Here is a 23,008-nt window from a genome sequence, read left to right on the forward strand (position 1 = left end):
GAGTCAGTTACTCGGGGGCCTTTTAAGCTTGCTTGATTTTAAAATTATGCACTAATTTTGGAAAAATAAACCGGTCAGCCGTTGCGATCAATACGCCATTCATGAAAAAGGAATAGAACGTGCCGACGTTAACCGCGTCCACCCGATGAGTGATGGTAAACGTGATCATCATGATTACAATTGGGGGCACGAAGTCGATCAATTGTGAGGCCGTTGCGTTTCCTTTCAAATACATAAATCGTAGAATGTTGGTCGTGTCATCGTTCGGATGCATGAAAATGTTCGCCCGTTGATAGATTGAAATAGCGACACAGAACGTTGACACACCCAAAATTGAAATAAACAATCGCACGAGCCACGGCAAACTGGAGATACCAATGGCGGTGAAAGCGGCGGTAAATAAATCGACAAAATAGCTGAAGCACAAGACGAAGATGACTTCGCCAACGAAACGCGGCACATCGAGATGGCGGATGAGCACCTGATTCGTGATGGCATTGACGAGCCCAATCAAGAATAACAACAGGCCAACATCGAAGCCGAATGCTTCGTGCATGTTGACGGCCGAAGCAGTCCAGATGCCACTTCCCATATTAGAAGTGATACATAAGGCGTTCCCGCAGGCATTTAAAACTAAGCTGAAAATTAACGCGACAATTCTGGCAGTTAGCGAGTTGCCGGTCTTGGTTAATGACTGTTTCACAAAAAGATCCTCCTAAAAACAACAAAGATTATCATAACGCGTTAACTGACTAAATCACAAGTGATTGTTTTGTTGGGGAATCATATTCTTAACAAGTCGCAACGATGTTTAAGCTAATGATAAGGTGGGGCGTTTTTCAAACGGCTTGCTGGCGTTTTACGGTTCAATTCGTTAAGTTAAAGAAGTCCTGTAGATAAACGGCAACGCCATCTTGTGTATTAGGCAAGGTGATCGCACTCGCGGCTTCTTTTAAAACGTCGTCCGCGTTGCCCATTGCGACACTATATTTGGCTACCTTAAACATGCCAAGGTCATTGAGCCCATCACCGAAAACAATGGTGTGTTCTTGATCAATACCAGTGGCTGCTTGAATCGCCGTGATTGCCGTGGCTTTATCGACACCATGTGGAATAATTTCCAAATTATTGGGACCAGAACTTGCCAAGTTTAGGTTGGTCTGTTTAGCTAACGTGATTCGAACCAAGTCTAAGTCGTCCGGTTTTCCATAAGCAATGGCGTTGGTGATATGGCCCGACAAATTGGGCAACATTTCCGGGCCGATTAAGGGCATTGAATTTAGATCCGACATCGCCATAACGTTGGCTTTGGCCGCATCTCGCGTGTATGGTTTTTCATCGCCGGTATAATACAGGCGGTTAGTTTCAAAAAAGAAAACTTTACAGTTAAAGCCGAGCACTGCTTCATAGATTTTATCGAGTTGCTCAGCGGTCAGGTAGGTGGTGATTAGGTGATCGTTTTGTTCAAATGTCGCGCCGTTAGCAGCAATCACTTTAACTGGTCCGCCAATTTGTTTAGCGGCATGGCGTGCTAAGGGCAGCATGCGACCACTCGCAATGTAAAATTGATGCCCAAGCGCCATGACTTGTTGGAGCGTGTGCTGTGTGGCCGTGGTTAATTGGGTGTGATCGATCATTAAGGTCCCATCAACATCGGAAAAGATTAAATAAGTTGTCATTATTATTCACTCCTAATTACGCCAATTATACTAGACCTGAGTCATTGTAAGCCAGTTGATTATTAAATTTATATTGAGGATGAAAGTCCGGTTTGACGGCATTGTTATGAAAATAATGAAAAATTTTCAGTTCAAACTAGACAATTGGTATCCAAGTTGTATAATGTATCTGTAAGCGTTAACAAAAACCGAATTTGGGGGCGTTATTTATGGTTAAAAGTAAAGCAATTATGATTGGTTCAGGGCTATCAAACATGGCCGCAGCGGTCTATTTGATTCAAGATGGCCACTGGGATGGTAAAGATATTACCTTCTACGGTGTTGATATGCATGGTGCCAATGATGGTGGGATTACCACTGATTTCACGAATGAATATTGGAACAAGGAACACCCAATGGAAAACACAACGGGTTATGTGGCTCGTGGTGGCCGGATGTTGAACTACCGGACTTATGTGGACCTCATGGATGTTTTGGATCGGATTCCATCAGTGACGGAACCAGGAATGACGGCAGCCGAAGATACCAGAGACTTCGATTCGAAGCACCGGACCTTCGACAAAGCCCGCTTATTACAAGGTGGCAAAGGGATTATCAATGCCAGCAAGATGGGCTTTAATAATAAAGACCGTGAACTGCTGACGAAGTTGATTTTGATGCCTGATAACGAAGAAGAAAAGCTCGACAACGTTACAATTGCCGACTACTTCAAGGATGATCCACATATGTTCCAGACTAATTTCTGGTACATGTGGGAAACGACATTTGCGTTCAGAACACAAAGTGCTGCGCAAGAATTACGTCGTTACATGCATCAAATGATTTATGAATTTACACAAATTGAACATTTAGTTGGGGTCAACCGGACCCGTTACAACCAGTTTGAAAGTATGATCGAACCTTTGATCAAGTACTTACAAGGCCAAAATGTCACTTTCATCGATAACAAGATCGTGGAAGACTGGAAATTTAAAGACACCGCCATGCAAGACGAAATTACGGTCACTGGTTTGAAAGTTAAGGATGTCAAAACTGGTGATGTTGAAGACGTTGAAGTCGATGATGATACTGCGGTTATCTTCACCAACGGTTCTATTACCGACTCTGCGACAATGGGTGATTACAACACACCTGCACCTGAAAACATGGAATATGGGATCAGTGCGGCACTTTGGAAGAAAGCTACGGAACGCTTCTATAACTTAGGGACACCGGACAAATTCTTCAATGATCGGAGTGCTAGCGAATGGGTCAGCTTCACTTTAACGACTAAGGACCATCTGTTCTTAAACGAAATCGTGCGGATTACGACTCAGGAACCTGGGAATGCGTTGAACTCTTTCCTATCAACCACGCCAATTACGCCGTTGAATCAAAAGGATATCAACATGTCGATCGTGGTTCATCATCAACCACACTTTACCACTCAGAATCCTAATGAAACCGTGCTTTGGGGCTACTTCCTCTATCCACGGCGTCAAGGTGAGTTCGTTCACAAGCCATACATTAAGATGACTGGTAAGGAAATGGCACAAGAATTAATTGGTCAACTCTCCAAGGTTGATCCTGGTCCTGGCAACATCAAGGATAAGGAAAAGGAAATCATGGACAGCATCATCAATAATATTCCAGTTTACATGCCATATGCTTCGGCCTTATTCAACAATCGGGCCAAAACTGACCGGCCAGAAGTCTTACCAAAGCATTCAACAAACTTAGCCTTCACTGGTGAATTTGCAGAACAACCTTATCAGATGATCTTCACGGAACAAAGTGCGGTTCGTTCTGGTGAAATTGCGGCTTATCACTTCGCTGGGGTACCTATGGAGAACTTGGTCAAGACACCACGTTATGACAAGGATCCTAAGACCTTGATGAAAGCAACTAAGAAGTTATTTGATTAAAATTTAAATCACATTAAAGCGGCTCCGTTGCCAAAAACGGAGCCGCTTTTACTTATGTCGACCAGTGCTAAATTAGGGCATCGCAACAGCCATATTTATCAACGGATGCTTAACTTGCCGCTGCGGTTGGTCTGGACTGATGCTGGAACGTGGTGGCCACGTTTGTGAGCCAAAGTACGGTCTCACAAGCCGGGCTTTTCCTAAGCTGGAAGATTCACCAGCCAAGGAAAATTTCACCACTGAGCATCATCCAGCCCACCCTGCGCTAGTCAGTAATCCAAATATTAATTGGATTTTGAAGATATTAAGATTACCAGATACTTTGGGTACAACCACTATTTAACGTCGGAGTGGACTAGTTCGTTTGCTGTGTCGAGACACTTAGCTGGGCGGTTTTACCCAGGTTAGTGTCTTGGCCGACTTTTAAGACGTGGACTTCGGCCTGAAAGCGCCCTGCAGACCGTTCTTTGGCTGCAGGTTTGCCTCACAGCAAACGGGCTAGTCCACGGAGACGGACAATTAATGGCTTATTTTGGTAAGCATGAACACTACGATGCATTAAGCTTATTTAATTGGTTTTAGATTTGTAGTTGCTGCCCAACCAGCTTTAGTTAAGAAGACGTATTCGTGGGTCGCTGCCTTGGTGCCAGTCTTAGCATAAAGTGTCTTCGTTGCACGATAAGTCTTGCCACTCTTGATCGTCCCCGCTTTAGTTAAGGTGACGACTGGGCGATCGGCGGCAAATGCAGCCTGATAATAAGGTGTGGCTGCTTTAGTCCGGTAAGTTTGCTTCAACGTGGCGACTTTTCTAGTGACCATCAGTGTCGTCGGGTTGGTTGTATCCCTGTTAGCTGTGGTTTTCTTAGGGGCTCTCTTAGTCACTTTTTTAATGGTTTTAGCCTTGGGAACCTTATAAGCACCAGCGGTTAGGCTAGTTGCTTTGATCCAGCCAAGTGTCTTACCTTTAGTGGTCTTGAGTAAAAGATAAGTGGTCGTTTTGGCGTCCTTCTTGCCAGCTGTCACTTTAATGGCCTTGGTGGCCGTGTAGGTGGTCTTCGTCGCAAGCTTGGTGGTAGTTGGTGCTAAAGTCACCGCGGCGCGATCAGCAGTGAAGCTAGCCTTTTCAAGCGTTAAGCCAGTTCTGGTCACATGGTAGCAAACCTTTTTAAGCGTCGGGGCTTTTACCAGTGTATAGGTGGCAGTCTTGGCCTTAGTGGTCGTCGCTGCATTAGCGACTAACGTGGCAGTTGGTGCCAATGGGGTCACGGCAATGGGTAAAGCTAAAGCAATAGTTGCAAGTAATGTCTGAAATTTTTTCATGATGAGAGTCTCCCTTATTTGTTTCATTTCTACGATACAGGGACAGTTTAGTGCCTTAATTACGTCGTTACAATTTTATTGCCAATAATGATTGGAAAAAACTAAGTTAGGTTATGATTATAATTAACGGTTTTATATCAACCAATGAACTTGAATTTTGGGATTTTAACGTGATTGATTTAAGCAATTAACTCCAGTATCGTACAATAGCTTTTATCATTGATGAATCATGACGCGGCATCATTTGTGGCAATTATGCTATGCTAGAAAGAGTTTTTTTGAGAATAGGAGGAGCATCATGGCTGCAACGACAACTTTAATTACCCCCGCTGAAAATCGGTTTTTTCGGCTGAGTGAGCAAGCCCGGCGCACGACATCATTACAACAGTTAAGTGGGCTGTTGCGTGAGCATGTGACGGTCAAAGTCGATAGTCCATTTCTAATCGATACAGTCCGTAATTTAATTATGCATGACCATGCGGCTTGGTTGACGGCCTGTAGCCACGAATGGCAGTTGTTGGCGAGCCTGCCGTATGTCGTTAATCCGAGTGATGATCGGCAACATTGGCAGCACTGTGAGCTGTGCCATAAACCAGTGCGGTATGAATATCATGTGCAAAATAAGCATGATCAACGGGAATTAGTAGTAGGTTCGGAATGTGTGAAGAAATTTATGAACGCGGAAACGCGCTATTTAATGGTCATTACGACCGAGGACAACTTTTATGCGGTTGCGCAATATCAATCCTTGACCGCACAAGCGCCTGCTATTCCAGTAATCATGTTCAAGCAACCTTGGTTTACGGCATTACCAGCAACTCATCAGGCCCAAGCTCAATTGGTTCGTCATGAAACGAGTCAGACAGTGACGACTTACTTAAAGCGGCGGACGCAAACGTTGCCATTAACGGCATTGGCACCTAATTTAAAACGATACACTGAATTAGTGGCACTAGAAACGGCGACTGTGACCGCACAACAAGCGGCTCAGGCTGCCAAAAAAGTCGCGACACAACGACAACAACGAGAAACGGCCCAGCAAGTTGCTCAGTCAGCGGAACAGGATTTACGCCAGAGTCAGGCTTACCGTCAATATTTACGACAACTGGCGGGAATTATTGTCCAGCGCCCGACGCGCCCGGCTGCCAAACAGCAATTTAGTCAACTAACCCCACCAGCGACCAAACGGCCGTTGGTGAATGCGTATCAATTTGGCTTAATGGTGACGGAATATGCGCAAACACACCAGATTCAGGTCCGGCGGTTAGCGATGCTTGATCGACAATTCGTTGCCGCATTGGATCAGCAGACGCAACAACTGGATGCCCAACAAACGACGCGTTTTTATGATGATGTTTTCAACAGTTGTTGGGGCTGGAATTATCACCAAAAAGCAGATCAATTGGCTGATTGGGAGCGGCTATTAGCGACACGTTGGGGGACAAAACTAACTTTAGCAGAATTGAAACAAGCCACTGAACTGACTTCAGTCGACCATATTCAGGCTTGGCTAACGACTCATGCGGATACTGAACTGGCCTCTCAGTTGAGACAACGCTTGGAAGCTAGCCCAAAATTAAGGTGTTTGCCACGAACCCGATTGCGACGTTCAGAATTGCGTGAATTTTGCCGCCGAGAACTAGCGACGAGTCTAGATCTGGACACTTTTATTCAACGATTCAAGCAGATATATCAACTTTCGGCACCCAAACAGGCTTTAAATGAGGAGACCTTAGCTTATTACTACATTGCCAAACAGCATTCTGGTGACCACCAAGCGGCGTTAGCTCAGTTGAAGATGCTGTTGACGGAATAGTTGCGATTAGGTTGATTGAACTTGTCTGAATTTGACTGAACGGTAAACATAATAGAAAAAGTTCTGGGGTTTGGGCTATGATAGGACAAAATAACAGATGAAAAAGGCATCTGGATACGAAATCCAGGTGCCTTTTGGTGTTATCGAAGCTTGTGTATCGTAGCTATTATATTTATAAGTATCCGCTTAGATGCCGTTCCGGTTGGTCTGGACTGATGCTGGAACGTGGTGGCCACGTTTGTGAGCCAGAGTGCGGTCTCACAAGCCGGGCTTTCTCTAAGCTGGAAATTCACCAGCAAAGAGAAATTTCACCACTGAGCATCATCCAGCCCGCCCTGCACTAGTCAGTGATTCTACTATCAATTGATCTTTCATTATTAGCATATTTATCAATATTCTATTGACTCAAACTATTATCGGACGTTGTAGTGGGCCAGCTCGTTTGCCGTATCGAGACATTTTTACCCAGGGTGTTCCACGGTGAACGTGCTGGTCAACGGAGACGGACAATTAATAAGTTCTTTTAATAAATATGATGGTTACGATTGTGCTGATAATCGTCTGCCAAGCCAGTTAGTCACGCAATCGACTATGGCTTAATTAATTGTTCAGCCGTTTTTAAGACATTAACGCCATTCATGGTGCCGTAATCATGCATATTGATGACTGCCATAGGAACACCAACTTGATCTGCTAATGCTTGGGTCTTGTCGGCAATGTAGCGAATTTGTGGGCCAAGCAAGAGGACATCTGGGCGCTGATCACCAGTTAAGCGGTCTCGAATCTCTGCTGCTGCCGTGGCAAAGATTTGATAGTCAGCATCGTTAGCTTTAGCAGCAGCCTTCATTTTTGTCACTAACAGTGAAGTGGACATTCCACCGGCACATGCTAGCATAATGGTTTTTTAGTCATATCATGCACATCCAATCCAGTTATTCGATAAATAACGGTAGCATAATTTTGATTGAATGGGAAGTGGGATGAATATATTGGTATATTGTATTGACATCTGGAAAGACCTACAATGCTGTTGTAGGGGGATTCTCATACATTATATTACGCAGAAGAAGTTATCTGTGTTTGTAAAATCATTTTAATAAAGGGGATGCGTTAAAATGAAGATGATTGAGGAATTGAATACAGTAGATGTATTTGCACCTGTTTCCAATAATGAGCTGAACACTGTTGTTGGTGGCAGTTGGAAAAGCTTCTGGCGTAGTCTCAGAAGTGGCTTTTATGATGGCGAAAAAGGAATCTTTCATGGCTAGTAGTTTAGTCTAGGTTAAGGAGATATTATGGAAAATAAATTAGATGTTTTAAATAAATTTGAAGTGTTAAACGTCGATACTGAAGAAAATATTTCTGGTGGAAATAAGAAAGGAAGTCACACCAATAAAGCAGAATATGCATTTGGGACTCTTGAACGGTTAGTAACTGGTGGCTTGGAGCCTAATAGATGGTAGAATTAAATTCCAAAAGAAAATATTACCCCATAGTGTTAATCTTATTTATTGCTGGGTATTTGGGTGCAATCTTTCTTGATTATCATCTCAATTGGTTGACAATGTTTATGGCTGGAATAGTTAGTTTGATAATACTATATGGTTTTTCAAATCTAAAACTGTTTTTTCAGCCGTTGTCTTCGCCAAAATTGCGCATATTGTTAAAATATGCGCTTTTGATGTTTGTTATGCAACTGGTGGTTATCGTGTTTATAAGTATTATTTATCCTCAAGGTCTGACGTCGGTCAACAATGTACCATTAAATCCCAATAATGCACCATTAAATATCAATGCAAGCGGGATAGATTATCCTTTAATCGAAAGAATATGGATAATCTTTACAATGATGGTATCTATAGTTGGCGAGGAAGTTGGAATGGCCTCAATTTCAGTACCAATGATTCACTTACTATCGCAAACGAAACTAAAAAAATTTGCGTGGCCTATTGTCAATATAATGGGGTGTATACTATTTGGTTCTTTACACATTCCGCACTATCATTTTAATTTGATTTATCCCTTAATAGTCGGTATTACGCGTTATCCGATGACGGCTTCGTGGCGATCTGCAAATACTTTACGGAGTTCCATCTATATACATTGGCTCGCCGACTCTGTATTGATTATCGGCACATTAATTTAAATGTAGAAGGTAAGGTATCTGTTAATGTTTAGTAAAACAATAAGCATGATTAAGAGTCATCCAATTAGAACTTTTTTGGTTGCCATTATTATAGTTTTCATTATTTACTTGATTTGCGATCCTTCCTTCATTACTTCGCTTAATCAAGGATTTCACGATGGCTCTTCTGGAAAGTAATAATTCTTTGTCAACTGTTGTTGGTAGTCAGTTGTTTTTTGGTGCCTAGCTGCCTTGTGGCTAGGCACTTTTTGCGTGGGCCTGGCATGGGTGGTAAGCACCAAATAACTGACCGTCTATGATTGACACTGAATGCACGTAAGCACCCAAAGAGCCCACGGCCTGTCTCTTCCACTACTGCTATAAAGTAATAGAGGCATAAGAGCATCCCGTCGGATAACTCTTATGCCTCTAAACTTAGTATTTTCGTGTTTCTTGAAAACTTTTCTGTATCACAATTTTCTTGTTATATGTGTTACTTGTCGCCAAGTAGTTTTTCGGCACTGGTCAGAACGGCTTCACCGTTCATCATGCCGTAATCTTGCATATTAATCATGGCCATTGGAATGCCGGCTTTGTCGGTTTTCTTTTTGACATCGGCAGACATATAACCAATTTGTGGTCCAAGTAGCAAGACGTCTGGTTTGTTCTCACTATTCAATTGATGATCAATATCAGATGAGGCGGTCGCAAAGATCTTGTAATCAACGCCATCAGCTTTGGCAGCCGCTTCCATCTTGGAAACTAAGAGTGAAGTTGACATACCGGCTGAGCAAGCCAACATAATTGTTTTTTCAGCCATAATAATTAAATCCTTTCAAAATCCGAAATGTTACTTAGCAACTTCGGCGTCACCGGCAGCAGCTTTAGCAACTTCTTTGTCATGTTCTTGTTTCGTCAAGATAGCATCATACTTCTTAGCAAATGGGAAGTAGATTCCGACAGACATCAACAAGGTGATTGTTTGCCAGATAGCCATCTTCCAGCCACCGATTAAGAAACCGGAAATAATAGCTGGAGTCGTCCAAGGCGCAGCGAAACCATTTAATGGTGGAATAATCCCGAAGCGGATAACCAAGTAAGTGGAAGCCGCAACGATCACTGGTGTCAAGAAGAATGGAATAGCCAAGAATGGGTTCATAACGATTGGTAAACCAAACAGGAATGGTTCGTTAATGTTGAATAAAGCTGGAACCAATTCAATTTTACCAATGGTCTTAAATTGAACTGAGTGGGCGGCAACTAAAGTGAAGACAACCAACCCAATGGTAATCCCAGAACCAGTTAAGTTAATAAAGTTATTGTAGAATTCGTTGGTAACAACATGGGCACCTTGTGCGATAGTCAATTTACCAGCTTTATATAAAGCAGCGTTATCAAAAGTGTTAGGAATTAAGATCCCACTAGTAATACCACCCATAATCAAACCACCATGGACCCCGAAGAACCAGAAGAATGGTACTAAGAAGGCGATGATGATCGCACCACCAAAGGAATCAGATAAGCCTTGGAGTGGTGTTTGAAGTAATTTGTAGATTAATTGCAAAACGTCGGTGTTCCCAAAAGCAGAGAAGGCGGCGTAGATTAACATTGCGACAATTAAAATAATGCCGGCAGGAATCATAGCTGTAAATTGGTTAGCAACACTTGCTGGAACTTGTTCTGGTAAGGTAATCTTCCAGCCTTTACGAATCATAGCGGAGTAAGCCCAACCAACTAAAATCCCACAAAGGATAGCGGCAATCATCCCTTGGCCACCAAGCCAAGTAATGTTAATGACACCAGTAACTGGGGCCGTTAAGAAACCTTGTAAGGCATGTGGTAATTTGTCAATGTTGGCAGCAACGGCAGACCCAGACATCACTGTTTTACCAGCGGCGTTGGTAATCCCGGTACCAGCTTTGCCCATTGCACCAACTAATGGGTTAGCGATGTTCAAAGTTTGGAGAATTAAGAAAGTTGCCATGGAAGTTAATCCGGCAGGTAACGCTTCATAACCTTCATTCCGAACATAAACATAGGCAATCCCAACGGCAGCCCAAAGTGCCATGATCCCGAAGGTAGCAGTGTAGGCTTGGTTGAAGAATGCTGACCAGCCAGAAGCCTTCATTGCGGCAGCGACAGCTGGAATAGGAATATTTGATAAGATCAAGAAGACTGACCCAATAATGATAAATGGTAGGGCGTAAACCATCCCATCTTGTAAAGCTTTAACCGGTTTGGTGTTAACGAACTTCATGACCGGTGGCAAAATTTTGTTGTTAATGAAATTACTAAACGCACTTTTACTTTGCGTATTATCCATTACAATTCATCTCCGTTTTTTTCTAGTAATGCTTGTAACCAATAGAAGGACTTTTTGGGAACCCGTTTTAAGTCTTTCAAATCGTGGTTACTGCGGTTAACATAAACGACCCCGTAACGTTTTTCAATATCAGCATGTGAACTCGGAATGTCAATCAATCCCCAGCCAAGGTAACCTAAGACCTTGGCGCCGTCGATAAACATGGCATCCTTCATCGCTTTGATGTGTTCAGCGTGATACTTGATTCGCAGGTCATCTTCAATCATATGCTGGCCGTCCCAGTGCTCGCTGATCCCAATCCCATTTTCAATGGGGAAAACGGGAACTTGGTAACGATTGTATAGGTCGGTAATCAAGGTACGAAAACCAAGCGGATCGATGGTCCAGTCCCATTCGTTGGTATCTAGAAAACGGTTGCTTTCACTCCCGTAATTTAAATAACGATTGGGCGCTGTCCCTGCTGGAATCTTATCGGCATTGATCGTAGTGGTGCGATAATAGCTGAATGAAATAAAGTCCGCGTGCATCTTGGCGAGAATTTCATCATCGCCAGGCTGCAAGTCGTAATCGATATCATGATTCTTGATATAGGTTAAAACTTCGTGGTCATAATGACCGTAGACGAACGCTTCGTTCAAATTTTGATTGGAAAATTGATCCAATTGCCGAGCAGCAAAGACATCATTCGGTTTAGCAGTGGCCGGATAAACCGGTGTATCCGCTAACATTCCGCCGAACTTTAAATTAGCATAATGTTCGTGAACGTACGCATCCAATTGCGCATGAGCGAGCATCGTGTGATGGAAGATCGTATACATATCGTTGAGGGAACGATCACCCTTGGTGTAACCAGAAATATTGAAAACTTCATCGCTGAAATAAAGGTTGTGTTCGTTGAACGTAATCCAATACTTCACGCGATCTGCGAAATGGTCAATCACTTTTTTACCAAAACGGACAAAAGCATCAACCGTGTGCCGCGACATGAATCCGTTTTCTTTTTGTGCCAAAGCTAATGGCATGTCAAAGTGATAGAGACAGATCATCGGGGTAATGCCACGTTTGAGCATGGCGTTGACGAGCCGGTCATAAAAAGCTAAACCAGCTTCATTAAAGGCGCCATCACCATCTGGAACGACTCGTGACCAAGAAACTTGAATCCGGTACATGTTCATGTGCATCGATTTCATCAGATCGAGATCTTCATCATAGCGATGATATTCATCGATGGCGTCATGCCAATCGGCAGTATTTTCGGTTGCGGGACGGACATCATAAACGGACAATCCCTTACCATCGATATTCCAGGCGCCTTCGGTCTGCATACTTGAAACTGAATTGCCCCAGAAAAAATCTGTGGGCATTTTACGTGAAACTGACATATTCTCCTCCAATCTGAAACGTACAGGAAGCGCTTTCCTTAACATTGGATAGTATAAACTGAATTGGTATTAAAAACAATCCTTTTATCGCTATTTGTATAGTCTTTTATAAATATAATAATATGTAATCGCTTTCAACCATTGAAATGAAAGCCTTTTCGAAAACAAATTTTTTTTTAAAAATAATCAAAAAACGCCACAGATTTTTATTCTGTGGCGTAAATCTTAGCCTAATGGGCAGTGGTGTAGGTGGGATTTCACAGTTGGCCGAGCCTATTTAAATGGATTCCAGAAGCGACCCCCGTTGACGTGGAAGAGAAAAATGCCCAAACCAATCAATAATGCCACGACGCCTAAGGCTAAATAATCGTTAGTCTTAAATCGCTGCGCCATATACCAACTACGGTGTTTGCCTTTACCAAATCGCCGCAATTCCATTGCCTGACTGATTATTTCGATGCGGTCAAGACTAGAGAAAATTAGTGGTAAGAGAATTTGAATACCACCGCGAACGCGGGTCATGAATTTAGCTTTCTTAGAAATTTCGAAGCCTCGTGCTTGTTGGGCTAAACTAATTGTTCGGTAGTCACTTTGGACGTCTGGAATGTAACGAAGCGCAATGGCCACGGAGTAGCTGATCCGATATGAGATGCCGATCTTATTTAAACTAGCTGCAAATTCACTCGGATTAGTCGTCATCAGAAAAATTAAGGCTAACGGCACGGCAAAAGTATACTTCAGCAATAAGTTGAACTCATAAAAAAGTTGCTCGGTGGTCAGGTTAAAATAATGCTGATTGCTGCCAAGCAGCAGATGTTCAGTCCCATAGATGGTGACGCCATAGTGAGGCGCAAAGACGTAAACCATTACCAGATTTAGCACGGAGAAGCCGATAATAACGCTAACGACAAATGAGATTTCGCTGGCTTTGATTTTTGAAAAATGAAAGATGACGAGTGAAAAGAGCATGATCCCAATGAGATAGCGGGTATCATAAGTCATCATCCCAATAATCGACAAACCGACGAAACAGAGTAATTTAGTGCTGCCACTCAGCCGGTTGAGGAAAGTGTGGCGATCAGCGTAACCAATTAAAAGTTGCGATTGCATTAGCGCGCCTCCCGTTCGGCTTGGACAAATTTGGCGACGAATTCAGTTGGCGCAATGTGGTGACGTTCGGCCAAGGTGTAGAGACTTGTTTTGGCTAATGACGCTTGTTCAATAATGGCATCGTTAGTCAAAACGTCAGCTGGCGCGGCGTCCATTAAGACTTGGCCGTGTCCGAGAACGATGGTCCGGTCGGTGTATTCGAGCATCAGGTGCATATCGTGGGTAATCAGCATGATCGTCATACCTTGTTCGTGATTGATCTTTGTTAAAAAGTTCATCATTTCCGTATAATGCTGTAAATCCTGCCCGGCAGTCGGTTCATCAAGAATCAACATGGTGGGTTCGAGGACTAAGATGGCCGCAATCGTGACCCGTTTCTTTTGACCGAAGCTAAGTGCTGAGATCGGCCAGTGCCGAAATTCATAGAGACCACAAACCTTCAAGGTCGCGAGAACTCGTTTTTCGATCGTTAGCTCGTCAAGGCCGCGCAAAACGAGACCAGTGGCTACTTCATCAAAAATCAGCGTTTTGGAGATCATCTGATTGGGATCTTGAAGAATGTAGCCGATGTGGTCAGCCCGTTCCTTGACCGACAACTCAGCGAGCGACTGACCATCGAAAGTCATGGTTCCACCCTGTGGCGTTAAAAAGCCAGTAATCAAGTTACTTAATGTTGATTTACCAGTCCCATTTTGCCCGACAAGACTGATCATCTCACCGCGATGGAGCGTGAGTGATAGCTGGTCGATAATGGGTTGGTGCGGGTCATAGCCGAAGCACAACTGATCGATGGTCAATAGTGGCTTCGAATGAGTTACAGGTGGATTTAAGGTCACCCCGGTGGCCCATTGTTGTAGTCTTTCAGTCAAGTTAGGCCCAGTTAATTTGGCCAAGTTGTCTAAATGCTGGCAAGCAGTTAGATCAATGCCAGCGTGTAGTAACGCTGAGAGATATAATGGTTCACGCAATCCCAATTGAGCCATCAATGATTGCCGGAGAATTGGTTCTGGCTGATCATTAGCGACAATTCGTCCCTCTTGCATGACAACTAAGCGGTCGATCGGTTGCTGGAGCACATCTTCAATCCGGTGCTCGATAATAATGACGGTTAGATCTTCGGTATGCGTTAATTGCTCTATGAGTGCCATAGAAGCCTTACCAGAAGCGGGATCGAGACTCGCTAAAGGTTCATCGAATAACAAAATCTTGCTATTGTCGATTAAGACACCCGCCATGGCGACCCGTTGCTTTTGACCGCCAGACAATTCTTGTGGTCGATGGGTCAATAAATTTTGTAAATCTAGTGTCTGAGCCCATTTGGCAGTAGCTGCGCGCATGTCGGCCTGAGTTCGCTGATCATTTTCGAGTGAGAACGCCATATCTTCAACGACGGTCAGACCAACAAACTGACTGTCAGGGTCTTGTAAAACGGTCCCGACTTGCAGTGATAAGTCAAAAATAGAACTGGTCTGAATTTCTTGGCCGTTGATGAAGACTTGACCACTCATTTTGCCCGGGTAGGATTGGGGAATCAGCCCATTTAGGCAACGACCCAACGTGGACTTACCAGAACCAGAAGGTCCCGCAATGAGGACTTTTTCACCGGGATAAATGTCTAGATTTAGATGGCGCAAAGTCGGCTCAGTTTGACTATCGTATTGAAATGAAAAATCTTTAAAACTAATAATCGGTGCAGTCATAATGTTAACGTTCCTTTGTTAAGCTCCCGTGTTGAGTTCGCGTCCGCGCGTATAAGACGAGCAAAATCGTCCCAATGACGGCAACTGAGATTGAGTCTATGAGCCAAGTTGTGATGCCTTGGATGTAGACTTTATTAGCTGGTTCATGATAAATAATGATATCACCGGTTGGAGCTAAAAGAACCCAACCGATAAAGTTAACGATAATTTGATAAATGTTAAACCAGATTAATTTGGCTTTGCCTAAAACTCCGGTTTCAATTTTAAGGTGATTCTTGGCTAAACCAAAGGCGACCCCAATTAAACCATCAACAATGACCCAAGTCCACCAAGGTGAGCCATAAGTCACGAAATCATTCAAAGCATGTCCAATAAAGCCGGCCAGTCCAGCTGCAACGGGGCCAAAGATAGCCCCTAGCAAGGCGAGAAAACCGATAGCAACATTGACTTGGGTGTTGGGAATCCCGGTTGGAATCGCGACGAACTTCATAAGAACAAATATCACGGCGGCACCGATCCCGGTGGCAACGACGGTACGAATTGAATTAGATTGCTTATTTTGCATAACGAAAACACTCCCTAATGATAGATAGTAGTAACAAAAATAATGGCAGCTAAATGAGACGATTTAAGGCCAACAAAAAACGCGCCCGAAAGCAAGTGCTTTCAAGGACGCGTTAGCGCGGTACCACCTAGTTTTTCCGATGACTCGGACTTCTCGTGATGGTAACGGATCGCTCCGGCTAGACTGAGCCTAGCAGCTTCTTCAAGACCATCTTCAACGCGAGTTGCCATCGTTTACACCAAACACGACTCTCTTAGGACAACGACACGCTTACTCATCTTGTCACAGCTTTTTCTCATCTGAATTTAACTTATCATAGCATACGCCAAACTGAGCTGATAAGCAAGCAAACCCGAACAAATGAAGCCGGTTACATGCATATTGACCGGTTAATTCATTTGTTATGGACTTTGTGAGCCATATAATAGGCACCCCATTCGGCTAATTGGCCTTTAGAGATTGCCTTAGCATAGCCCTGTTCTAATAATTTTTCGAAAACTGGTAAGAATTGATCAGTAGTCGCCTTAGCGAGAATTTTAGCTTCTTCATGATTGCTCATTTTAGAAAAATCGACGTCAACTTCCGGTGTGAAATCCGCGAGGGCTTTAATTGCAGCGGAGTAGATGACGGCGTCTTGATCAAGTGTTAAACTGTGGACTTCCATTAATAGTCACCTCATATTTTGTGTTTGAAAGGCGAATCTCGTCGTCATCACGAAAAGTGACTAATGCGTTGCCGAATTAATCGAAGCAACGATCGTCCTAAATGTGATTACGACGATCGACCGGCTGACAAAATATCAGCTGTACTCGTCTCTTTCTCTCATTATAGCGGCTTATCAGTTGTGACGGTCAATTTAAGTTCTTAATGAGTAAAAATGATATTTTGAATAAAAAGTATATACAAATGTTTCCTTTTGGGTATGAAATGGGGTAAACTATTTGACAAGAAGTTATCGAAGAAAGAATGTGACTAATTTGGCTTATAAGTATGAAGCAATCGCTGACAGCTTACGTCAGGACATTAAAAGTGGTAAATATGCGCCTGGGGAGCTCATGCCTGACCAAAATAAACTGGCAGCGACGTTTGATACAACCCGGATTACGATTCACAAGGCCATTCAACTGTTAATTATTGAAGGGATGGTTTACTCGAAGCGGGGTGCGGGGACTTTTGTGCGTAAAGATTTTGGCTTAACGAATACACGACAAGAAACACAAGTGGACCGCCCATTAGGAACGACCCGAACGAACCAAGGTAAAAAGGTTACCAGTAAAGTTTTGGAATTGGAAGCCCGGCTGCCAACGGCGCGTGAAGCTGAACAATTAATGATTGATACCATGGACCCAGTTTATGTCATTCGACGGACCCGATATGTCGAAGGCAAAGTTTGGGCCTATGAACATACGATCATGCCAACCAGTATTGTGACTTTAACCAAACAAGTCTTGGAAGGCTCGATTTATGGGTACTTAGAAAAAGAACGTGGTATGTCGATTGCGGGCACGCACCGCTTGATTTCTGCGGCCAAAGCGACCGATGAAGATGTGGAAGCCATGGGTGCTGAACTTGATGATCCCGTGTTAGTGATCAATCAGGTCAGTTATACGGACGATGGTCAACCATTTGAAGTTTCAGAATCACATTTCCCATATGATAGTAGTACTGTTGTCGCGGATGTTCAGGTGCATTAGCGTATTGTTTATAGATTAGATCCAGCTAACTTGCCGCTCCGGTTGGCCTGGATCGATGCTGGAACGTGGTGGCCACGTTTGTGAGCCAAAGGGCGGTCTCACAAGCCGGGCTTTCTCTAAGCTGGAAACTTCACCAGCAAAGAGAAATTTCACCACTGAGCATCATTCAGACCGCCCTGCGCTAAGTAGTGTCCTTAATATCAATTTTTCGTTTTGACTGAATTTTGTCTTTGTCTGAAGCACTATTTGATGTCGGAGTGGACCAGTTCGTTCGCCGTGTCAAGACACTTAGCTGGGCGGTTTTACCCAGGTTAGTGTCTGGCCGACTTTTAAAAGACGTGGGCTTCGGCTTGAAAGCGCACTGCAGACCGTTCTTTGGCTGCAGGGCTGCCTCACAGCGAACGAGCTGGTCCACGGAGATGGCCAATCTTACAGTGACCTAATTTTATGAAGGCTCGTTAACGAGTCTTTTTTTGGGCATGAATTTTATAATTGATGGCCGGTAAACAGTGATTTATTGGGGTTTGCAATCAAGAAATAAGAGGTGCATAATTTGAGGTAAAGTAAGCGCTTTCTTAAATCAAAAGGAGGAGACCGTATTATGGCTGGAAACTTTTATCAACGGTTAATCGATAAGTATGAACCAATGACCGAAGCCGCTTTTTTAACTTTAGTTAGTGTCCGGAAACCAATTAAGAGCGACGACATTCCTAAAAAAATCGCGACGTTAACTCATAATCAATTACAACTGGGATTGGGCACTTTATTTACTAATTTGCATGCAATGACCAAAGATTATTTGATGACGGAACGGGTCGATAGCGATGACGTGCACGTGTATGAGATTACCGGGAGCGGTGAAGCGCTATTAATGGCGGAGCGCGACCGGTTAAAGTTATTGACTGAGATTATTGAAAACGAGGATTTAAAAGCAGATTAAGCGGCGAACTAGGGGGAGACTAGTTTGCTGTAACGGGAAGTGATAAGCATGCGACGTTATCGAGTGCTGATTAAAGGCTCAGCGCCTGAATTAACTTGGCTAAATAAACTCGCAGCTGACGGGTGGCTTTTGACGCAGATTAATGGCAACTGGTATAAGTTTGAACGAACCACAGCGCATTATCGAATTTTGAGTGAGTACGTGCCAAATGAAGTCGCCGAAACATTGACGACCCACGAACATGTTTTTAAGGTGTTAACCAAAGTGCCATTGACTGTCGCTAAAGCACAAGTCGTTTATACCGGTAGTTTACACCCACAATTGCAGCAATCGCGAGTGGATCATCAGGACGCGCCATTAGAACTCAAAATTGCGGTTGCCACGCGGTTACGCTATTTGAATGAGATGGATATTGCGCTTTTCATGGGCTTGGTTATTATCATCGGGTCAATCATTGTGACCAAGGATGGTATTCCGGACGCAGTTGGCGATTCGATGATCAGTATCTGGGTACTCTGCGTGGCATTTTTTGCAATGCAATCAGCTAAGGTTCATACGATAGTTGCACGGTTGCGGCGTGAAACACAAAATTATAACGGCGCTTGGCGGCCCACGAATCATGTGTTTCTGGAACATTTGCCAGCAGATTTGGATCTGGAAAAGGTTGCCAGTCTCGGGGAATGGCGACTGGTTGGACACGATAAAAAGGGGTCATATTGGTACGATGTGCAATCGTTAGCGAGTGAAATAGAAATTCGGGATGCAGTCATGGCCATTGCTCCTAAAGGGACCACGGTTAAAGTGGTTAGTTTCTTGGGACTCGCACCAATTGGTTATCTATAAGTAACTTAATTAACAAAACGGGGAAGCGGTAGTATGTGGCGACATCGATTTTTAATCAAAGGTTCTGGTCAAGAATTAAAATGGTTAAATAAGCTGGCTAAGCGGGGATGGTTGTTAGCCGGTATTCGGGGAAATTGGTATCACTTTAAGCATGTGAAACAAACTTACCGGCTCTTTAGTGAGTATGTGCCGACGGAATTAGTTGCGGAGATCACCCAGGCTGATCAGGTCTTTCAAGTTTTGGCGACCGTGCAAGTGGCAAAGCCCGACATTCAAGTGGTGTATACCGGGAGCACCCAACCAGAAGTTGTCGCTGCCCAAGTGTCACCAGGTGATCCGCAGATGCGTTTGAAAGTTGCGCTAGGCATGCGGGATAAAGCCATGAATACGATGAATTTAATCATCTATCTGGGAGTTGGTTTTCTGGCCGTGCTAGTCTTTACGATGAATAATCCGATTCAGATGGATTTAATTGGTGCCTATGCATTGATTGGGTTGCTCGTCGCATTTCGGTTTGTCCTCAGCGCTAAAAACTTACAAAAACAAATTGCGATTTTACGTCGTGATACGCAAAGTTATGATGGCGCTTGGATGCCAACCATGCACGTCTTTATTGACCCATTGACGACTGATCTGGATACTGAAGCGTTGAAATCACTGGGACGTTGGCAATTAGTTGGTCACAGTCGTAAGGGCGCCTATTGGTATGATCTACAGACACTCGCTTCCGAAAGCGAAATCAAGCAGGTTCTACACCCAGTAGTCCCAACTGACGCAACGGTCAATGTGATGAGTTGGTTAGGCATGGCACCGATTGGTTGGTTCCTTTAATGCTGTGTAGCGTTATCATAGCGCTATGCCACTTGTGACTTTGCCTAACTTAATATCTGAGGTGGCGGTAGAATGTGGCGATATCGGTTCTTAATCAAGGGCTCTGGTCAAGAATTAACTTGGCTCAATAAACTGGCTAAAAGCGGCTGGTTGCTGGCTGGAATTCATGGAAATTGGTACCACTTTAAGCATGTGAAACAAATTTATCGACTCTTTAGTGAGTATGTCCCGACGGAATTCGTCGCGGAAATCACCCAAGCTAATCAGGTCTTTCAAGTGTTGGCGACCGTGCAAGTGGAGAAACCTGATATTCAAGTGGTGTATACCGGAAGTGATCAACCGGAAGTTGTGGCTGCCCAAGTCTCGCCAGGTGATCCGCGGATGCGGTTAAAAGTTGCACTTGGTATGCGGGATAAAGCCTTGAATATGATTAATTTGTTGATCTATCTTGGCGTTGGCTTTTTGGGGGTCTTAATTTTCACGATGACTAGTGGGGCGCAACTCTTACTAGCAATGATCTATGTCTTCTTTGGCATTTACGTGATTTTCCGCTTTTTCCTAAGTGCTAAAAATTTACAAAACCAAATTGTTATTTTACGTCGTGAGACCCAGAGCTACGATGGCGCTTGGATGCCGACCATGCACGTCTTTCTCGAGCCATTGAAAACAGATCTAGATACCGACGCTTTGAAGTCGCTAGGACGTTGGCACTTAGTTGGTCGTAGCCACAAGGGCATGTGTTGGTATGACTTACAGACGCTAGCCTCTGAAAGTGAGATCAAGCAAGTTTTACGACCAGTTGTCCCGACTGAAACCACGGTGAATGTGATGAGTTGGCTGGGATTGGCGCCGCTTGGTTGGATTATTTAGTGGTTAGCTTTGAAAATGAACGTGGCCTTCTATCGGTCATTTTGATGAACTATCAAGAACTGCAAAATGAGTCTGGACTAAATGCCAGACTCATTTTGTGGTTTTATTTGGGGCTAAAATTCAATGCAATCCTTAAATAATTATTATATAAATAATATTGAGTGACATTAAATAAAAATAGTAGTATCCTAATGTATGACTAAAGCTGGTATGGGTTGAGTGTTTTCTAAATTTGACTGCTAAATTAAAATATCAATAAATAATACTATGAATGTTTTTGTATTCGTCATACTATTTTCATAAAATCAGTATAAATTATAGTTAAGTTCAATTGGTAACGGGTGCGGTACCAAGAACTAGAAGAAAATCGAGGTGATTTTGATGCGACTAAAAGATTTAACAGGTGAGACGTATAGCCGATTAACCGTCGTTGAACGTGCTGAAAGCGCGCCAAACGGGAATGCCCGGTGGTTGTGTCAATGTTCATGTGGTCGGCAAGTCGTCGTCGATAGCTATCGTTTACGCAAAGGTATTACCAAGAGTTGTGGTTGCTTGCGAGCGGACGTTAGTCGGAAAAATATTTTTGAAAATCCAAAGACACGCCAAAATATGGGTCGTAGTGATAATTTGCCATTATATCAAGGGACTTCAGTGGATCGCCTGAAGCCTAACAGTCGCAATCGGAGCGGTGTGATTGGCGTTTCTTTTGATCGTTGTTCACAAAAATGGGTGGCACGATTAATGTATCGTGGTCATTTAGTTTTGAATCAACAATTCGCTGATATGGATGATGCTATTTTAGCGCGGAAGCAAGCTGAAGAACGCTATGTCAAACCAATCTTGGAAGAATATGCTAAAACCAGCGCGGAATAAAACGCGTACATACAAAATGAGTAAGTCTGGGCTGACGGCCTAGGCTTATTTTGTTTCTAGGGGACATTAGTTGTATTTAGACGGCGTAACCGCTAAGCTTAGGCAGAAAATTAATTTGAACGGAGGATTTTACAGATGGAAATGGGTTTGACACATAAGCGGGTGTTGGTGACCGGGTCGACCAAAGGGATCGGTCGCGCAATTGCCACCGCCTTTGCTAAAGAAGGTGCGGATGTGGTCATTAATGGGCGTCGCGCGGACACGGTGCAAGGCGTGGTTGATGACTTAGCGGCAGCTTATCCGGCAACGAAGCCGATTGCGGCGCCGTTTGACATTAGTGATCAGGCCGCTGCTGAAGAACTGTTCAAACTGGTCCCCACGGTGGACGTCCTCGTCAACAACATGGGGATTTTTGCCCCAATGACCTACGATGCCATCGATGATGCCACTTGGGAACGGTTCTTTAAAGTGAATGTTTTGTCGGGAAACCGCTTAGCACGGCATTATTTACCAGGGATGTTAGCGAATGATTTTGGCCGGATTATTTTTATTGCGAGTGAAGAAGCCGTCATGCCATCCGGTGAGATGCCCCAATATTCAATGACGAAATCGATGAATCTGTCTTTAGCGAAGAGCTTGTCAAAACTTACGGTTGGGACTCATGTGACCGTGAACACGGTGATGCCGGGATCGACTTTAACCGAAGGCGTACAACAGATGCTCAATAAGATGTATGCTGAGTCAGACTTACCAGCCGATCAATGGGAACATGATTTTATGACCCATCATCGGCCTTTGTCACAGATTCAACGATTGATTCGGCCAGCCGAAATTGGTCGTTTGACCGTCTTTGTGGCGAGTCCGTTTGCCAGCAGTTTTTCTGGTGAAGCCCTGCGAGCAGATGGTGGTTTAGTGCCAACGATTTTTTAAGCTGAAACAAGTTGAGTCTGGGGATAATCCTCAGACTTTTTTTGTTTAGAAAGTGAATTTGTAGTTGGTTAAAGCTTGCTATTACGGCAATGCAGAGGCGCTG

23 protein-coding genes are annotated in these 23,008 nt (G+C 43.7%); 12 read left to right on the top strand and 11 right to left on the bottom strand.

Going from position 1 to position 23,008, the window contains the following annotated elements; translation table 11 throughout:
• Positions 1 to 22: 22 nt before the first annotated feature.
• The gene (locus RA086_RS00575) at positions 23 to 646 is read right to left on the bottom strand and encodes a hypothetical protein (RefSeq protein ID WP_308704385.1); all 624 of its coding nucleotides are present in this window, start codon (positions 644 to 646) and stop codon (positions 23 to 25) included.
• Between the two features lie 220 nt (positions 647 to 866).
• On the bottom strand, positions 867 to 1,679 hold the full coding sequence (locus RA086_RS00580) for an HAD family hydrolase (RefSeq protein WP_308701989.1): 813 nt from the start codon (positions 1,677 to 1,679) through the stop codon (positions 867 to 869).
• Between the two features lie 209 nt (positions 1,680 to 1,888).
• On the opposite strand from RA086_RS00580, the gene RA086_RS00585 reads away from it, so the two are divergent.
• Positions 1,889 to 3,583 (top strand): oleate hydratase, encoded by a 1,695-nt coding sequence (locus tag RA086_RS00585; RefSeq protein ID WP_308701990.1) that lies wholly within the window; start codon positions 1,889 to 1,891, stop codon positions 3,581 to 3,583.
• A 564-nt stretch (positions 3,584 to 4,147) separates the two neighbouring features.
• Here the strand turns inward: RA086_RS00585 and RA086_RS00590 are convergent.
• Positions 4,148 to 4,903 carry a hypothetical protein gene (locus RA086_RS00590; RefSeq protein ID WP_308701991.1) on the bottom strand — a complete coding sequence of 252 codons (756 nt, stop codon included), beginning with the start codon at positions 4,901 to 4,903 and terminating at the stop codon, positions 4,148 to 4,150.
• A 298-nt stretch (positions 4,904 to 5,201) separates the two neighbouring features.
• Here RA086_RS00590 and RA086_RS00595 point away from each other — a divergent pair, with 298 nt between their 5' ends.
• On the top strand, positions 5,202 to 6,719 hold the full coding sequence (locus RA086_RS00595) for a hypothetical protein (protein ID WP_308701992.1): 1,518 nt from the start codon (positions 5,202 to 5,204) through the stop codon (positions 6,717 to 6,719).
• 589 nt (positions 6,720 to 7,308) lie between these two features.
• On the opposite strand, the gene RA086_RS00600 is transcribed toward RA086_RS00595, so the two are convergent.
• Positions 7,309 to 7,614: a PTS sugar transporter subunit IIB gene (locus tag RA086_RS00600; protein WP_308701993.1), complete on the bottom strand. Its 306-nt coding sequence runs from the start codon at positions 7,612 to 7,614 to the stop codon at positions 7,309 to 7,311.
• A 220-nt stretch (positions 7,615 to 7,834) separates the two neighbouring features.
• On the opposite strand from RA086_RS00600, the gene RA086_RS00605 reads away from it, so the two are divergent.
• The 3 genes from RA086_RS00605 to RA086_RS00615 are packed head-to-tail and all read left to right on the top strand — an operon-like array spanning position 7,835 to position 8,865.
• Positions 7,835 to 7,987, top strand: coding sequence for a bacteriocin (locus RA086_RS00605; protein ID WP_308701994.1), 153 nt, complete (start codon positions 7,835 to 7,837; stop codon positions 7,985 to 7,987).
• Between the two features lie 27 nt (positions 7,988 to 8,014).
• Positions 8,015 to 8,182, top strand: a complete 168-nt coding sequence (locus RA086_RS00610) for a bacteriocin (protein WP_308701995.1) — start codon at positions 8,015 to 8,017, stop codon at positions 8,180 to 8,182.
• Positions 8,176 to 8,865 carry a bacteriocin immunity protein gene (locus tag RA086_RS00615; protein WP_308701996.1) on the top strand — a complete coding sequence of 230 codons (690 nt, stop codon included), beginning with the start codon at positions 8,176 to 8,178 and terminating at the stop codon, positions 8,863 to 8,865. Before RA086_RS00610 ends, RA086_RS00615 begins: the two co-directional genes overlap by 7 nt.
• A 472-nt stretch (positions 8,866 to 9,337) precedes the next feature.
• On the opposite strand, the gene RA086_RS00620 is transcribed toward RA086_RS00615, so the two are convergent.
• From RA086_RS00620 to RA086_RS00650, 7 genes are all read right to left on the bottom strand, one after another.
• A complete protein-coding gene (locus RA086_RS00620; RefSeq protein WP_308701997.1) occupies positions 9,338 to 9,664 on the bottom strand; it encodes a PTS sugar transporter subunit IIB in 327 nt (108 codons plus the stop codon).
• Positions 9,665 to 9,694: 30 nt separating this feature from the next.
• Complete coding sequence (locus RA086_RS00625; RefSeq protein ID WP_308701998.1) at positions 9,695 to 11,167, bottom strand: PTS sugar transporter subunit IIC; 1,473 nt, start codon at positions 11,165 to 11,167, stop codon at positions 9,695 to 9,697.
• On the bottom strand, positions 11,167 to 12,549 hold the full coding sequence (locus RA086_RS00630) for a glycoside hydrolase family 1 protein (protein WP_308701999.1): 1,383 nt from the start codon (positions 12,547 to 12,549) through the stop codon (positions 11,167 to 11,169). Before RA086_RS00630 ends, RA086_RS00625 begins: the two co-directional genes overlap by 1 nt.
• A gap of 273 nt (positions 12,550 to 12,822) precedes the next feature.
• A complete protein-coding gene (locus RA086_RS00635) occupies positions 12,823 to 13,659 on the bottom strand; it encodes an energy-coupling factor transporter transmembrane component T family protein (RefSeq protein WP_308702000.1) in 837 nt (278 codons plus the stop codon).
• On the bottom strand, positions 13,659 to 15,359 hold the full coding sequence (locus RA086_RS00640) for an ABC transporter ATP-binding protein (RefSeq protein ID WP_308702001.1): 1,701 nt from the start codon (positions 15,357 to 15,359) through the stop codon (positions 13,659 to 13,661). The genes RA086_RS00635 and RA086_RS00640 overlap by 1 nt, the downstream gene beginning before the upstream one ends.
• A gap of 4 nt (positions 15,360 to 15,363) precedes the next feature.
• Positions 15,364 to 15,924 (bottom strand): ECF-type riboflavin transporter substrate-binding protein, encoded by a 561-nt coding sequence (locus tag RA086_RS00645; RefSeq protein ID WP_308702002.1) that lies wholly within the window; start codon positions 15,922 to 15,924, stop codon positions 15,364 to 15,366.
• A gap of 394 nt (positions 15,925 to 16,318) precedes the next feature.
• Positions 16,319 to 16,588, bottom strand: coding sequence for a hypothetical protein (locus RA086_RS00650; protein WP_308702003.1), 270 nt, complete (start codon positions 16,586 to 16,588; stop codon positions 16,319 to 16,321).
• Between the two features lie 313 nt (positions 16,589 to 16,901).
• On the opposite strand from RA086_RS00650, the gene RA086_RS00655 reads away from it, so the two are divergent.
• The 7 genes from RA086_RS00655 to RA086_RS00685 all read left to right on the top strand — a co-directional run bounded on the left by RA086_RS00655 (position 16,902) and on the right by RA086_RS00685 (position 22,905).
• The gene (locus tag RA086_RS00655; protein WP_308704386.1) at positions 16,902 to 17,618 is read left to right on the top strand and encodes a GntR family transcriptional regulator; all 717 of its coding nucleotides are present in this window, start codon (positions 16,902 to 16,904) and stop codon (positions 17,616 to 17,618) included.
• A gap of 601 nt (positions 17,619 to 18,219) precedes the next feature.
• Positions 18,220 to 18,558, top strand: coding sequence for a PadR family transcriptional regulator (locus tag RA086_RS00660; protein WP_308702004.1), 339 nt, complete (start codon positions 18,220 to 18,222; stop codon positions 18,556 to 18,558).
• Between the two features lie 48 nt (positions 18,559 to 18,606).
• Positions 18,607 to 19,401 carry a hypothetical protein gene (locus tag RA086_RS00665; protein ID WP_308702005.1) on the top strand — a complete coding sequence of 265 codons (795 nt, stop codon included), beginning with the start codon at positions 18,607 to 18,609 and terminating at the stop codon, positions 19,399 to 19,401.
• A 33-nt stretch (positions 19,402 to 19,434) separates the two neighbouring features.
• Positions 19,435 to 20,232, top strand: a complete 798-nt coding sequence (locus RA086_RS00670; protein WP_308702006.1) for a hypothetical protein — start codon at positions 19,435 to 19,437, stop codon at positions 20,230 to 20,232.
• A gap of 72 nt (positions 20,233 to 20,304) precedes the next feature.
• A complete protein-coding gene (locus tag RA086_RS00675) occupies positions 20,305 to 21,102 on the top strand; it encodes a hypothetical protein (protein WP_308702007.1) in 798 nt (265 codons plus the stop codon).
• Between the two features lie 381 nt (positions 21,103 to 21,483).
• Positions 21,484 to 21,975 carry an alcohol dehydrogenase gene (locus RA086_RS00680; RefSeq protein WP_308702008.1) on the top strand — a complete coding sequence of 164 codons (492 nt, stop codon included), beginning with the start codon at positions 21,484 to 21,486 and terminating at the stop codon, positions 21,973 to 21,975.
• A gap of 135 nt (positions 21,976 to 22,110) precedes the next feature.
• The gene (locus RA086_RS00685) at positions 22,111 to 22,905 is read left to right on the top strand and encodes an SDR family NAD(P)-dependent oxidoreductase (protein WP_308702009.1); all 795 of its coding nucleotides are present in this window, start codon (positions 22,111 to 22,113) and stop codon (positions 22,903 to 22,905) included.
• Positions 22,906 to 23,008: the final 103 nt, after the last annotated feature.

Source organism: Lactiplantibacillus brownii (assembly GCF_031085375.1).
In the GTDB taxonomy this organism is placed as follows: domain Bacteria; phylum Bacillota; class Bacilli; order Lactobacillales; family Lactobacillaceae; genus Lactiplantibacillus; species Lactiplantibacillus brownii.